The organism is Paraburkholderia sp. 40 (assembly GCF_050434105.1).
Taxonomy (GTDB): domain Bacteria; phylum Pseudomonadota; class Gammaproteobacteria; order Burkholderiales; family Burkholderiaceae; genus Paraburkholderia; species Paraburkholderia tuberum.
Genome location: NZ_JBNPVY010000003.1, coordinates 1,311,614 through 1,323,849, shown reverse-complemented (window position 1 = coordinate 1,323,849; position 12,236 = coordinate 1,311,614). Strand labels below are relative to the sequence as shown.

Sequence of the window (12,236 nt, the reverse complement as noted above, 5' to 3'; positions counted from 1 at the left end):
TATCTGACGGGCAACTCCCTGAACCTGAGCCCGTTCGCGATTCTCGCGAGCATGGCCGTGTGGTCGGCTTTGTGGGGCGTGCCGGGCGCCTTTCTCGCGGTGCCGATCACCGCCAGCATGACGATCATTTTCTCCGAGTTCGAAATGACGCGGCCGGTTGCGGTGCTGCTGTCGAAAAACGGCCGGCTCACTTACGGCAAGACCGAACAGACCGCGTGAAGCGCCCACCATGGCGGACCTATGATCGACCCGGCGCATGAAATGAAAACGGCCCCTGCGGAATAGTCCGCGCGGGCGGTCGAATGAAACACGTCTATCTCGACGCGTGCGGCTTGCCGCCGCCGCACGCTGTTGCCATCAGCGTTTAACTCTTGCTGCTTACTGCGAAGAACCCGACCACGTCTGGCCGGTCGTCGACGAAGGCGAGCACGTTGTTGAGCGTCATGCCGAGCGGAATCTGCGCGTGCGCGATGCCGCCCGAGTTCGCCTCGAAGCCCTCGAAGATCGCCGACGTGCCACCGATGATGTGGATGTTCGACAGCGTGATGTCGTGGAAGTCCGGATAGAGCGGAGAATTCGGATTCGACAGCGCCTTCGTGCTGTAGTACGGCGTGAACAACAGCGCCTGGCCGCTATTGCGGATACAGATATTGTTGTAGTTGATGTTCGTCACGAGACCGCCGCGCGCCCAGTCGGACTTGATGCGTAGCGCCTGTTCGGAGCCATCGAACGAGTTGTCGTACACCTGCACGCTCGTCACGCCCGCATTGGTCTCGCTGCCGACCGACACGCCGTGACCCGCGTAAATATGGTTGTGCGCGATGACAAAACCATACTTGCGATCGGTCGCGACGTCGCGATCGCCGTCGACACCATACAGGCCCGAACCTGCCGGGCTCGGGTTGTTCGAACCCTTGATCGCAATGTCGTCGCCGCCGGTGCTGATGTAGTTGTAGGCGAACACGAGGTTCTTCAGGTAGCCGTCGAACGCGATCTTGCCGGCCGACGAAGTCGTGGTGCTGCCGGTCGCCAGCGCCTGCGTGACCGCCTTCGAGGCCGAACCCGGGTCGAACGCGTCGGTGTTCTTCGCGGTATCGTCCACAGCACCGTTGCCATCTCTTCAAATAAATCGAAAAATTTTCGATCGGCCTTTGACGCGAGGTTCACGCAAAGCCGTGCAACAATGGCCTCGGGTTGCGGCCAGGGCCAGGGGCCGCAGCTTGTGCGTCTTTCCATCAACACGAGGCCTGCCGCTCGATGACAAAGCCTGCCTGGACGCTCCTCATGGCCGCGCTCGTTCTTGCCGCGGCGGCGGCCGGGCATCGGCTATCGGTTCTAACGCGAACATATGCCCGGCTCACACGACCCTGCAGTCCAGCCGACCCCCGTCTCGGGCGGCGCCGAAGCACTCGAAGACCCGGCGCTGCTGCGTCGCCTGCTGCGTGCGAAAGACCGCATCGATGCCGCCTCGCACGAAGCCTGGCCGGTGCGGCGGCTGGCCGAAGTCAGCGGCGTGTCGGACGCGCACTTCGCGCGTTCGTTCAAGCGGGCCTTCGGCGTGCCGCCACACCGCTATCTGTTGACGCGGCGTATCGAACAGGCCACCACGCTTCTGCGTGACACCGACCTCGGCATTACCGACATTGCGTTCGCGACCGGCTGGGAAAGCCTCGGCACGTTCGGCCGCGTCTTTCGCGACATTACCGGCCTGAGCCCGAGCGAGATGCGCGTGCAGGCACGCGCCAATCCCGCTGAACTCGATCGCGTGCCCGCCTGCGTGCTGAAGGCCGCGCAACGCCCCGATCTGACGACCGCAGTTCTGGAAAAGCGCCGCCGCATGGTCAGCGACACCGTCGAGCCTCCTACCAGCGAGACGTCGTGAATGAGGGTATCGATGTGGTCGGCGCGCACGTCGACGATCTGAAGGGACGCAGCGCTCGCGTTCGACGCGCGAGCGCCGCGATACCGACGCCCCGCTGCCTTTGCGAAGCGCTTTAGCGTCTCGCGGCACGCCGCGCCCTGATGCCGGAATCCGCATGTTCGCTGCGGTTTCCAACCAAGACCCGCTCATTCCGACTTCCTATATTCGTTCGACCATGCCCGGCGCCACGGCGCTGCCCTTTCTGGAAGCAAGCTATGTCGACGATTCCCGCCCGTATAGAGCGCCTGCCGTACTCGAGCTTTCATCGCAAACTACTATGGCTGGGAGGACTCGGCTACGTCTTCGATGCGATGGATGCCGCCGTGCTGGCCTTCATGCTGCCGGTGCCTGACGCCGGGTGCCTACGCCGACGTGCTGGTAGTCGACGGCGATCCATTGCGCGACTTGACTTGTCTGACGGGCCAGGGCGAGCGCATCCCGCTGGTTATGAAGTGCGGGCGCGTCGAATTCAACGAATTGCATTGAACCGGCGCGCCGGCGTGCCGAAGGCCGGGCAAACGCCCGAACCTGCCGATCGCAGTTTTGGAGAAGCGCCGCCGCGTGGCCTGCGATACAGTCGAACCCTCAACCAGCGAGGGAGGAGTCATGAATCAGGGTATCAATGTGGTCGGTTTGTACGTCGATGATCAGGATGCGGCGCTTTCGTTCTACGTCGACAAACTCGGCTTTCGCGTCCACACCGACGTGCGCAACGGTGCTTACCGCTGGCTCACGGTCCAGCACCCGGAACAGCCGTCTTTCCAGTTGGGACTGTTCGCGCCGGGGCCGCCGGTCCACGATGAAGCGACCGCGCAAACGCTGCGCGCGATGGTCGCGAAGGGGGCGATGCCGCCATTGGTGCTGTCCGTTGCCGACTGTCGCGCGAGCTACGAGCAGTTGAAGGCGCGCGGCGTGGAATTCACGCAGGAGCCGGTGGATCGTTTCGGCAGCGTCGATGCGGGCTTTCGCGATCCGGCGGGCAATGGATGGAAGATGATCCAGGCGGCAACGGGCAAGTGAGCGTGAGCGATCCGCCGCGCGCGGGCGCGGCGCGCAGCCGCATACGGCCGGCGGTGCGTCGCACGATCGCGACGCACCGCCAGCCGTCATCCCGGACCACTGGACTACCGGACTCTCACTGCTGATGCTGCTGCAGATACTGCCGAACGTCGTTCAACGTCACGCGGCCCGAATGCGCGGTATCGATCTCGTCAAAATGCCTGGCGATATAGCCGAACCCATTGCTTTGCGCCTGGGCCTTGGTGATCGACGAGCCGTTGCTGAGCACCGATTTCGCGCCCAGTCTGTTCTCCACGCGCTGCTGAGCCTGCTGCTGCAGCGTCGAGCCGGTGGTCGGCGCGACAGCGTTGGCACGGTTATGAGGAAAGAACGGACCGTCCACGCCGTGTCCGCCGTTGGGTAGCGTCACGGGCGCCACCGGCTGAGGCGGCAACGCATGCGCACTGCCGACGATCACACCGAGGACGATCAACGCCAGAGCACGTCGCAAGATATCGATTGAAGACATGATCATTCGCCATAAAAAGTAGTCAGAGGGTTTCGCGCGAAGCGAAACCACCATCGATCAGGGCGCGGCCGCGGCGACCGCCTCGCTCGTCGGCGTAGCGGCTGACGCTTCGTCGGCCCACGGCGGAGGCAGCGTCGCGAGCGTCAGCGCGCCCGCTATCGGCGTGCCACCATAGAAGGCCGCGAGATCCGCCTTCATCTGCGGGCGCGCCACGTCATCCAGATAAATCATATGTCCGCCCTGGAAGAAGTTGACCTGCAGATTCGGGTTGAGACCCTGGACCGTCTTGAGCCGCGCGAGCTGCTTCTCGGTATTAAAGAACGGCGTGGCGAGATCGTGGAAGCCGTTTTCCGCCAGCACCTTCAGTTGCGGATTCAGCTTTAGCGCACCGAGCAGATCGGGGATCGTGTCGGGCAGCGGCTGGCCGCCGTGCGAGAAATCCCACACCTGGATGATCGCGTCGTTCAGCGGCATGTACGCCGCGTTCGGCGCCGTGTAGCCGAGGTAATCCGGCATCTGTGTCGCCAACGCATTGGTGAATGGCAGCGAGATCAGGATGTCCGACGGGTCGCCGTCGCTCTGCAGACGCGAGTCCGAGTTGGGCAACGACACGCGACCATCGTAGCGACCTATCGTCGAGCCCGGCACCAGCGTGAGGTTGAACGGATTGATGTTGAAGTAGCCCTGCATCGCCTGCAACGTGAGACCGGATTCGGCGTCCCAGACCCTCTCCAGCCACGTCGGCGGGAAGTTCGGCGGTCCCGCGTAGGTGGGCGCGCCGAGCTGGCTCAAGGTCCAGTACAGCGAATAATTCTTGAACAGGTTGTAGTTGGCGGTCACGAACGCCTCGCTGCGAAGCGCGTAGGTCGCCTGACTCACTGGCGCTGGCGATACCTGGTTGTAGTACGCCGCGACCTCGGCATAGCCCGGCATGTAGCCGCTCAGCGTATCGGTTTCGAGCGCGAGCTGGTCGGGCGAACCCGTGATTGCCACCGCCTCGATCGCGTCCGCGAAGTAGTTCAGGATCGAAGACTGCAGCGTGATCCCCGTCAGATGCACGCCGGCCGATTCGAGCGCGAGCGCGAGGATGTCGGTGCGAGGCGTGCCGTACGATTCGCCGTACAGATAGATCGGCGAGCTGCTGCGTGAATTGACCGTCAGGTAGCGGATGATGAAGTCGCGCATGATGTTCGCGTCCGCATCGGTGCTCCAGTAGGTCTGGTTCGTGTTCGGCAGGATCGCTTCGGAGAGGCCCGTGCCCGGCGGATCGATGAACACGAGATCGGTCGTGTCGATCAGGCTCTCGGTGTTGTTCACAAGCGGATAGTTCGGCCAGCTGGTGCCGTTCAGCAGCGGATCGGTGGTCGCGACGCGCGTCGGCGCGAACGATCCGAGACGCAGCCAGATCGACGAAGAACCCGGCCCGCCGTTATAGACGAACGTAACGGGGCGCGGTTTGCCATTCGTGCTCGGCGCCGTGTAGGCCACGTAGGACATCGTCGCTTCGGGTGCGCCGCTCGTCAGATCCATTGCGGTCAGGTGGCCGGTGGTCGTCGTGTAATTGACGGTGGTGCTGCCGGACGTCCATTGGTAATGCATGATCGCCGCTTTCTCCGCGACCAGCGACGCGGCTATCCCGGACGTCGCACTCGTCGAATAGGTGGTGAGATCGGTGTAGGGCTGATTGGCGGATGGCGTCTGCGGCGCCGACGCCGCTTGCGCCTGATTGGCGACCTGCGCCATGCCGCTTGGCACCGCCGACGCCGACGAACCTCCGTCGCTGCCGCCGCATCCGGCGAGCATAACGATTCCGAGTGTCAGCGCGCTTAGCGCGGCGAGCCGGCCATGACGACGGACGCGACCATCGTCGGTACTCTTTCTGTCTGGTTTCATCTCGTTCCCTGGTGAGTGATACCGCTACACAAAGGCCGCTTTTCGCCGGTCGCGCGCATTGGAGATCGAATAACCCGCACCGCACTCGATGGCACGCAGCGGTTGCATGGACAGCCGTTCGCAATGCATTAATTCAAAATACTTGCATTAATATTTCCATCCGCTTTCTGTAATTGCTAATTGAATGGATAAAGGAATTCCCTGTCGATTTATCTCGACATTTCAAGGGAAATTAAAAATTGAATCTTTCCGATGCTTACAGCAAGAGTGAAAATAGGTTGTGAAATGCGGTCTTGTCAAGGATCAAGCGGCAACTATGCGATTCAGAATAAAGTTGGATCTTGTGGAGGAGTAGCGCTTTGCGATCGAGCGCTGGCGCGGTCGCCGCCGCATGGGGGGCAGAAAAACGCTGGCGGATTTATCCGAATTGCATTGAATGGCGACGACGAACTGCGGATTTTCGTGGCTATGTTGTCGGAATTAATTGCGTTTTATAAATATAGCTGAATGGTAAATTTAACCGGTGAAAATGCGTGCTCAATAGAATTGAAAAAAGAGCAGGCTGGCGAATTTCCGTCCGGGCGGCGTCGATCGCTTCGGCGAGCGGGGCGGCGGTACGCCCGTCACGCTCGTGGCCGAATTCGGTACCACGTAACAATCACCGCCAGCAAGAAAGCGACATAGGCGACTACGAACACCCAGCCCGGAAAGTCGTAATACAGCCAGGCGCTGACCCAGCGCTGTATGAAGCCTTGCGGACCGACCGTTCCCGTGCGCAGACGATCCTCCAGAACGGTTAACGGGCACGGCACATTGAGCACCGCAAGGGTCGCCACGATACCGATGGCGAGAACATGTACCGTCCGGAATGTGCGATTGCGCGCCCACGGAAGTCGCAAACCGTGGGCGATCCAGATGGCGAGTAGTCCGCCGACGATAAACACCACGATCAGCGCGTGCAGCACGAGAACAATATTGGCGAGCCAGATCATTCTGCTTCCATTGGGACTAGCCGCACGACACTCGCTTGACGATGCCGCGGGGACTCACTGCCCATTGCCATACAGATCGAGCAGCATCAACGTTACGCCATTGGTCCACCCGAAGCCGTCCTGCAGCGGATACTCGCCACCCCCGCCGCCGCCTTCGCCCGCGCCTTCCACGACGTACTTCTCGACTAGCTTGTGCTGCGTGTTGTAGACGTTCTCGACGTCCGCGAGAAAGCGCGTGCCGATCGGCTGCGCGAGGTCGGCGCGTCCGTAGCGCTTGAGGCCCTGAATCGCGATCCAGTGCAACGGCGCCCAGCCGTTCGGCGCGTCCCATTGCTGCGTGGTGTTATAGGTCGACGTCGTGAGGCCGCCCTGCTTGAGCAGCACATTCTCCACGGTCCGGGCGGTCTTCCACGCGCGATCGGGCCACGCCACGCCGGCCATCAGCGGATACAGCATCGCCGGTGTCTGGTTGTCGCGCGACTTGCCGAGTTGCCAGTCGTAGTCGCCGTAGTAGCCGTTGCGATTCCACAGATAGCGGTTGATGCCTTCCGCGCGCCGCGCCGCGTAGCCGATGAACTGCGCGACGCAACGGAAGTCGCGTGTCTCCGAGCAGCCGCGCGCGATCGTCGTCTCCAGATGGAACAACAGGCTGTTCAGATCGACCGGGATGATCGATGTCGTGCGCACCGTTGCGAGCGTCTGGTTGTCGCCGAACCAGCGTGAGCTGAAATCCCAGCCGCTTTCGGCGGTCGCACGCAGATCGCGGTAGACCTGGTTGGCCGGCCGGCCGCTCGCCTGCGCGGTCTGCACGTCCTCGAGGTACGACTCGTCGCGCGGCGTGTCCAGATCGTCCCAGTAGCGGTTCAGCACGGTGCCATCGTTGAGCACGACCACATTGCGCGTAGCGCCGCCGCGCGGCGTGCTGGACGAGCCTTGCATCCAGTACGCGTACTCCTTGCGCAGCACAGGCAGGTACTTCTGATAAACCTTGTTGCCTTCCTTTTGCGCCGCGAGCTCCACCATATACGAGTAGAACGGCGGCTGCGAGCGGCTCAGATAGTACGTGCGATTGCCGTTCGGTATGTGGCCGAACGTGTCGATCATGTACGCGAAGTTGTCGAGCATATCGTCGACGAGATCTTCACGTCCGGACTCCTGCAGCCCCAGCATCGTGAAATAGGTATCCCAGTAGTAGCCTTCGCGAAAGCGGCCGCCCGGCACGACGTATGGTTTGGGCAGCGGGATCAGCGAGCTGTAGTCGGGCGCGCTCGTCGTCGTGCGCGTGAGGCCGTTCCAGAGCCAGTCGATGTGCTCGCGCAGGCTCTGGTTCGGCGGCGGCGTGATGCTCTGATCGGGCGGCGGCGTGAAGTACTGGCTGACGAATTTCTGCAGCGAAAAGCCGGGCTGGTTCTTCTGCGTTTCGTATAGCTGGACGATCGCGGCGGGATTGCCATTCGGCGTCGCGTCGACGAACGTCTTCTGGTCGGCGAAGATCTGCGCGGTTTGCACGGCGACGAACAGATCGCCGTACAGAATGTCGGGCGCCGGCGGCAGCGTGGCGCCCACCTGGGTATCGGCCAGACAGCTCGCGGATGCGAAGACGAGCGAGGCGATGCAGGCGACGCCGAGCGTGATCGGCGAACGCCGCGGCACGAAGTACTTACTTGAGCTGGGGAAGAGATGGGCGGTTGATGCGGTGCGGCTGCGAGACAGTGATTGAATGCTCATGATGCCTCCAAGGTTGTGGGCATTTCACTGGTCTCATCGCGTGCCATTCGAGGTCGTCTCCCGGCGACATGCGAGTCCGACACGAGGTGGCCGGATCAATGGCTCCGAAAGCATCGCACGCTTTCGAAGCATCAGGCAACTGCGGCGCAGCAGAGCGTGCATGCATTCAGCATGAAGAATGAAACGTGATGAACGAGGGAGAAGGTGCGCGTAATGGCGTATCCGCGCTTGCTTCGTGATTCGAAGCAATGGAAGCGTTGATCGCGAGCGATTCCGCGGCAGAAACCCGCCCAGCGAGCAAGCGGCGTACCTGCGTCGACCATTCGGCTGGTCGGCGCGGGTACGCGAGAACAACGAGAAAATTACTGCGCGATAGGCTGAGTCACGTCCGTGCCGAACCAGTGCATCGAGATCTTCTTGAGCGTGCCGTCCTGCTTCATTTGGGTCAGCGCGTCGTCGAGTGCTTTCGCGAACTTCGGATTGTCCTTGCGGAACGGGATGCCCATTTCCTGCTCGGCGCCTTTCAGCACCGCGCCCGTACGCAACGGCAACTGCGAGTTCTTGATGATGTACGGCAGCATCAGCCGGTCGTCGATCGTCGCATCGATACGCCTGGCGGCGAGATCGCGCAGTTTCTCGGGCGCACCCGGATAAGTTTGCACGTTGATGCCAGGTACCGCGCGCGCCATCTGGTCGTAGTTGGTGCCGAGCGTCACGCCGATCTTCTTGTCGCCCTTGAATTCGTCGAGCGATTTGAACTCACGCTTGTCGTCCGCCCGTTGGATCAGCTGCGCGGCCGAGTACGTGTACGGCTGGCTGAAATCAAGAACCTGTTTGCGTTGCGGGGTAATGGTGACCTGATTGATGATCACGTCGAATTTGCCGCTCTGCAGCGCCGCGATAATGCCGCTCCACTCGGTCGGAATGAATACCGGCTTTACGCCGAGCTTCGCCGCCACGGCTTTCGCGACATCGACGTCGAAGCCTTCGAGCTCGCCGTCCTTGTTGCGCGAGTCGAACGGCGGATAGGTGCCTTCGAGACCGATCTTCAGGACTCCGGCCTGTTTGACCGAATCGAGCAGATCTTCGGCATGAGCCGCGACCGCGGTAAAGCTGAGAGCCGAGAGCGCCAACGCGTTTATAAGCAGCTTCGAAAGTTTCATTGAGTGTCTCCTCTGTACTTGAGTATCAGGCTGCACAACGCAACGATTTCACCATCGTGTCGGCAACCCGGCAGTGTCGCTTCGTGGAACAGGCCGGGTTGCGCGCGTCATCCTAGCACTTCAAAAGTCGCCTGTTTTATCTTTGTTCGGAAGCGGGCGCGCGCGGATGAAACGCCGGCTTCGAAAAATCGCAGAACTCCCGCATGAGGCTTGCGACGTGCGAATAGAGCCGCTGCGGCCCGTCGTTGCGATAGACCGCGTAGTACCTTACCGGCGGCAGTTCCGGCTGCGAATACAGTACCGCGAGCTCGCCTTGCCGGACGAATTCGGCGAAATAAAGCGCGGGCAGATAACTGACGCCGACTCCCGCGATCGTCAACGAACACAGCGAGATCAGGCTATTGCCCGCAAAGGCACGGCGTATCGATACATTGTTCGACTCGAACCAGCGCTCGTAGATCGCATCGACGCCGGACGTGCCGGCCTGCATCAGGATCGGCCACGCGGCGTTCTCGTCGAGCGAGAACGTGCGCGCGTCGCCGACCAGCGACGGACTGGCCATCCACGCGAGATGCAGCTTGCGCAGCGGTATCGATGTGAAGCGCGGCGTGCGGATCGGGGTCGGCGCGATGATGAAGTCGATTTCGCCGGCGAAGAGTCGCGACGTCAGTTTCGTGCTGACGTCGATTTCCGGCTCGAACGACACCGCCGGATACGCGAGCCTGATCTCGCGCACGAGGCGGCGCAGAAACGTCAGCGCGATCAGCTCGGTAATGCCTAACGATCGGCCGATGGATGATTGAGCGCGCCGGGTGGCGACCTCGCCACCCCTACGCTCTCATCACAGTCACCCCAGCCGCTTCGATCGGCTTCGTCAATTCCGCGCTGGTCTTCTTCTCGACCACGATGGTCTGCGCGAGTTTGATCTCGCCGATCACGAACCGCGATGCGGCGTTCAGTTTCGACGACGACGCGAGCACGACCGTTTCCGCCGCCCGTGCGGCGAGCGCGCGCTTGATCGCGGCTTCCTCGAAGTCACCGGTGCTCAGCCCAGCGCTGGGATGCACGCCGGTCACCCCCATGAAGTACAGGTCGGCATGGATGCGCGAAATGCCTTCCATCGCCGCGGCGCCGACGGCCACGATCGAATGTTTGTAAAGCCGGCCGCCAATCAGGATCACCTCGACACAAGGATGCGCGGCAAGCGCCGTGGCGACGCTCGGACTATGCGTGACGATGGTCGCGTGCAAATCGGACGGCAACTCCTGGACCAATAGCGCCGACGTGGTGCCGCCGTCGACGATCACGGTTTGCCCCGGCCCGATCAGCTCGACCGCTCGCCGAGCGATGCGCCGCTTGGCGAGCGTCTCGATGTCCTGACGCTGCTCGAATGACGCGAGCGCCGCCGACGCGGGCAACGCGCCGCCGTGGACCCGCTGCAAGCGCCCCTCCGCGGCCAGTTCGCGTAGATCGCGGCGGATCGTGTCTTCCGACACGCCAAACGCCGCGCTCAGCTCGCCTGCCAGGACCTGCCCGTTGCGCGCGAGTTCGTCGAGGATCGCTTTCTTGCGTTGGGTCGTCAACATTGCATTGCACGAAATATCTTGAAATTGCACGAAGTTGCACGATACCATGAATCATTGTCGATGATCGACAGGAGGCGCCATGACCGCAACGAAAGACCGGGTTCGCATCGTCGGAACGGCCTTGCTATCCGACGACTGGTACACGCTGAAGAAGGTGACGTTCGACTTCCTGCGTCGCGATGGCACATGGCAGCGGCAGAACCGCGAGACCTACGATCGCGGCAACGGCGCGACGATCCTGCTGCACAGTCCGCGCACCGGCAACGTGATACTCACGCGACAATTCCGCATGCCCGCGTTTGTGAACGGTCACGACGGCATGATGATCGAAGCGCCGGGCGGGTTGCTCGACAACGCTTCGCCGGAAGAACGCATCCGGCTCGAAGTCGAGGAGGAAACGGGGTATCGCGTGGGTCAGGTCCACAAGATTTTCGAGGCCTACATGAGCCCGGGATCCGTAACCGAAAAGCTCTACTTCTATGTCGGCGAGTACGACGCGTCGATGCGGGTCAACGACGGCGGCGGCGTCGAGGATGAAGGGGAAGATCTCGAGGTGATCGAAATGCCGTTGCAAGCCGCGTTGCGAGCGGTCGACGTAGGGGAAATCATCGACGGCAAGACGATCATGCTGTTGCAGTACGTCGCCTTGCGCGGGTTTGCGTCAGCGCGCGCAGCCTAGTTGCGTCGCGAGTTCGTGCAGATCGTCGACGATGAAGTCCCACGCCTCGTCCGCCTTCAGATCGCTCGTCTGTTGAGGGCCATGCTCGGTGGGCCGCACGACGAACGCGGTGCTCAAGCCGACGCGCCGGGCAGCGGCGAGATCGTTGTTATGTGCGGCCACGAGGCATAATTCGCGTGGCGCAATGCCGAGAATTTCCGCCGTTTCGCTATAGACCAGCGGCGAGGGTTTGTAAGCGCGGACGACTTCGGCACCGAGAATGGCATCCCAAGGCAGACCGGCACGCTTTGCCATGTCCACCATCAGGCGAATGTTGCCGTTGGATAGCGGTGCGATGATGAAGCGCGCCTTCAGGCGCTGCAATGCGTCGACGGCATCGGGCCAGGGGTCCAGCCGATGCCAGGCCAGGTTCAACTCATCGATCTCCGGCACGGGAACGTTGGCGATGCCGAAATGCGCCAGCACTTTGACGAGGTTTTCCCGGTGCAGCACGTCGAGACGCACATACGGTCTGCGTCCGCTACGCACTTCTTCCATCGCGGGCGAATACTCGCGTCGCCATGCGTCCGCGAAGTCGGATGCGTCGAGATTTGGTGCGTGCCGCTGCAGAAACGGTTGCGCTTCGCGCGCGACGCCGCTTCGCCAATCAACCACGGTTCCGAAGACATCGAATACGAAAGCTTTGATTGCAGTTTGATGTGTCGAGTCGACGCCCATGACCTTCCTTTGTGGCTCTCCTCCTTTCG

The 12,236-nt window shown here is 62.0% G+C and carries 12 protein-coding genes and 2 pseudogenes; 5 read left to right on the top strand and 9 right to left on the bottom strand.

Annotated elements, in window-relative coordinates; translation table 11 throughout:
* Window positions 1-219: AI-2E family transporter (locus OKW28_RS21725; protein ID WP_429448715.1), on the top strand; the 219-nt coding region annotated here is incomplete at its 5' end.
* A 163-nt stretch (window positions 220-382) separates the two neighbouring features.
* Here the strand turns inward: OKW28_RS21725 and OKW28_RS21720 are convergent.
* Window positions 383-1,096, bottom strand: a pseudogene (locus tag OKW28_RS21720) (glycosyl hydrolase family 28 protein); the annotation flags it as partial.
* A gap of 252 nt (window positions 1,097-1,348) precedes the next feature.
* On the opposite strand from OKW28_RS21720, the gene OKW28_RS21715 reads away from it, so the two are divergent.
* The 3 genes and pseudogenes from OKW28_RS21715 to OKW28_RS21705 all read left to right on the top strand — a co-directional run bounded on the left by OKW28_RS21715 (window position 1,349) and on the right by OKW28_RS21705 (window position 2,941).
* On the top strand, window positions 1,349-1,882 hold the full coding sequence (locus OKW28_RS21715; RefSeq protein WP_429448713.1) for a helix-turn-helix domain-containing protein: 534 nt from the start codon (window positions 1,349-1,351) through the stop codon (window positions 1,880-1,882).
* A 387-nt stretch (window positions 1,883-2,269) separates the two neighbouring features.
* A pseudogene (locus OKW28_RS21710) lies at window positions 2,270-2,407 on the top strand (amidohydrolase family protein); the annotation flags it as partial.
* 120 nt (window positions 2,408-2,527) lie between these two features.
* Entirely contained in the window at window positions 2,528-2,941 is a 414-nt protein-coding gene (locus tag OKW28_RS21705) for a VOC family protein (protein WP_184005430.1), read from the top strand.
* Between the two features lie 115 nt (window positions 2,942-3,056).
* Here OKW28_RS21705 and OKW28_RS21700 read toward each other — a convergent pair whose 3' ends face one another.
* From OKW28_RS21700 to OKW28_RS21670, 7 genes are all read right to left on the bottom strand, one after another.
* Window positions 3,057-3,455 (bottom strand): 2-oxoglutarate dehydrogenase, encoded by a 399-nt coding sequence (locus OKW28_RS21700; RefSeq protein ID WP_429448711.1) that lies wholly within the window; start codon window positions 3,453-3,455, stop codon window positions 3,057-3,059.
* Between the two features lie 51 nt (window positions 3,456-3,506).
* Window positions 3,507-5,342 carry a S10 family serine carboxypeptidase-like protein gene (locus OKW28_RS21695; protein ID WP_429448709.1) on the bottom strand — a complete coding sequence of 612 codons (1,836 nt, stop codon included), beginning with the start codon at window positions 5,340-5,342 and terminating at the stop codon, window positions 3,507-3,509.
* A 623-nt stretch (window positions 5,343-5,965) separates the two neighbouring features.
* Window positions 5,966-6,334 carry a DUF2784 domain-containing protein gene (locus tag OKW28_RS21690; protein ID WP_429448707.1) on the bottom strand — a complete coding sequence of 123 codons (369 nt, stop codon included), beginning with the start codon at window positions 6,332-6,334 and terminating at the stop codon, window positions 5,966-5,968.
* 54 nt (window positions 6,335-6,388) lie between these two features.
* Window positions 6,389-8,062 carry an alpha,alpha-trehalase TreA gene (gene treA / locus OKW28_RS21685; protein ID WP_429448705.1) on the bottom strand — a complete coding sequence of 558 codons (1,674 nt, stop codon included), beginning with the start codon at window positions 8,060-8,062 and terminating at the stop codon, window positions 6,389-6,391.
* Between the two features lie 362 nt (window positions 8,063-8,424).
* Window positions 8,425-9,225, bottom strand: coding sequence for a transporter substrate-binding domain-containing protein (locus tag OKW28_RS21680; protein WP_018422645.1), 801 nt, complete (start codon window positions 9,223-9,225; stop codon window positions 8,425-8,427).
* A 136-nt stretch (window positions 9,226-9,361) separates the two neighbouring features.
* Window positions 9,362-10,000: a substrate-binding domain-containing protein gene (locus OKW28_RS21675; RefSeq protein WP_429448835.1), complete on the bottom strand. Its 639-nt coding sequence runs from the start codon at window positions 9,998-10,000 to the stop codon at window positions 9,362-9,364.
* Between the two features lie 55 nt (window positions 10,001-10,055).
* A complete protein-coding gene (locus OKW28_RS21670; protein WP_429448703.1) occupies window positions 10,056-10,811 on the bottom strand; it encodes a DeoR/GlpR family DNA-binding transcription regulator in 756 nt (251 codons plus the stop codon).
* Window positions 10,812-10,890: 79 nt separating this feature from the next.
* Between OKW28_RS21670 and OKW28_RS21665 the strand changes: the two genes are divergently transcribed.
* Window positions 10,891-11,490 carry an NUDIX domain-containing protein gene (locus OKW28_RS21665; RefSeq protein WP_429448701.1) on the top strand — a complete coding sequence of 200 codons (600 nt, stop codon included), beginning with the start codon at window positions 10,891-10,893 and terminating at the stop codon, window positions 11,488-11,490.
* Here the strand turns inward: OKW28_RS21665 and OKW28_RS21660 are convergent.
* A complete protein-coding gene (locus OKW28_RS21660; protein ID WP_429448699.1) occupies window positions 11,473-12,207 on the bottom strand; it encodes a haloacid dehalogenase type II in 735 nt (244 codons plus the stop codon). The two genes, OKW28_RS21665 and OKW28_RS21660, sit on opposite strands and share 18 nt — an antisense overlap.
* Window positions 12,208-12,236 lie beyond the last annotated feature (29 nt).

Excerpts from the sequence above, each read along its gene's own strand:
- OKW28_RS21715 (WP_429448713.1), top strand. The coding sequence starts at position 1,349 with ATGCCCGGCTCACACGACCCTGCAGTCCAGCCGACCCCCGTCTCGGGC.
- OKW28_RS21705 (WP_184005430.1), top strand. The coding sequence starts at position 2,528 with ATGAATCAGGGTATCAATGTGGTCGGTTTGTACGTCGATGATCAGGAT.
- OKW28_RS21700 (WP_429448711.1), bottom strand. The coding sequence starts at position 3,455 with ATGATCATGTCTTCAATCGATATCTTGCGACGTGCTCTGGCGTTGATC.
- OKW28_RS21695 (WP_429448709.1), bottom strand. The coding sequence starts at position 5,342 with ATGAAACCAGACAGAAAGAGTACCGACGATGGTCGCGTCCGTCGTCAT.
- OKW28_RS21690 (WP_429448707.1), bottom strand. The coding sequence starts at position 6,334 with ATGATCTGGCTCGCCAATATTGTTCTCGTGCTGCACGCGCTGATCGTG.
- treA (WP_429448705.1), bottom strand. The coding sequence starts at position 8,062 with ATGAGCATTCAATCACTGTCTCGCAGCCGCACCGCATCAACCGCCCAT.
- OKW28_RS21680 (WP_018422645.1), bottom strand. The coding sequence starts at position 9,225 with ATGAAACTTTCGAAGCTGCTTATAAACGCGTTGGCGCTCTCGGCTCTC.
- OKW28_RS21670 (WP_429448703.1), bottom strand. The coding sequence starts at position 10,811 with ATGTTGACGACCCAACGCAAGAAAGCGATCCTCGACGAACTCGCGCGC.
- OKW28_RS21665 (WP_429448701.1), top strand. The coding sequence starts at position 10,891 with ATGACCGCAACGAAAGACCGGGTTCGCATCGTCGGAACGGCCTTGCTA.
- OKW28_RS21660 (WP_429448699.1), bottom strand. The coding sequence starts at position 12,207 with ATGGGCGTCGACTCGACACATCAAACTGCAATCAAAGCTTTCGTATTC.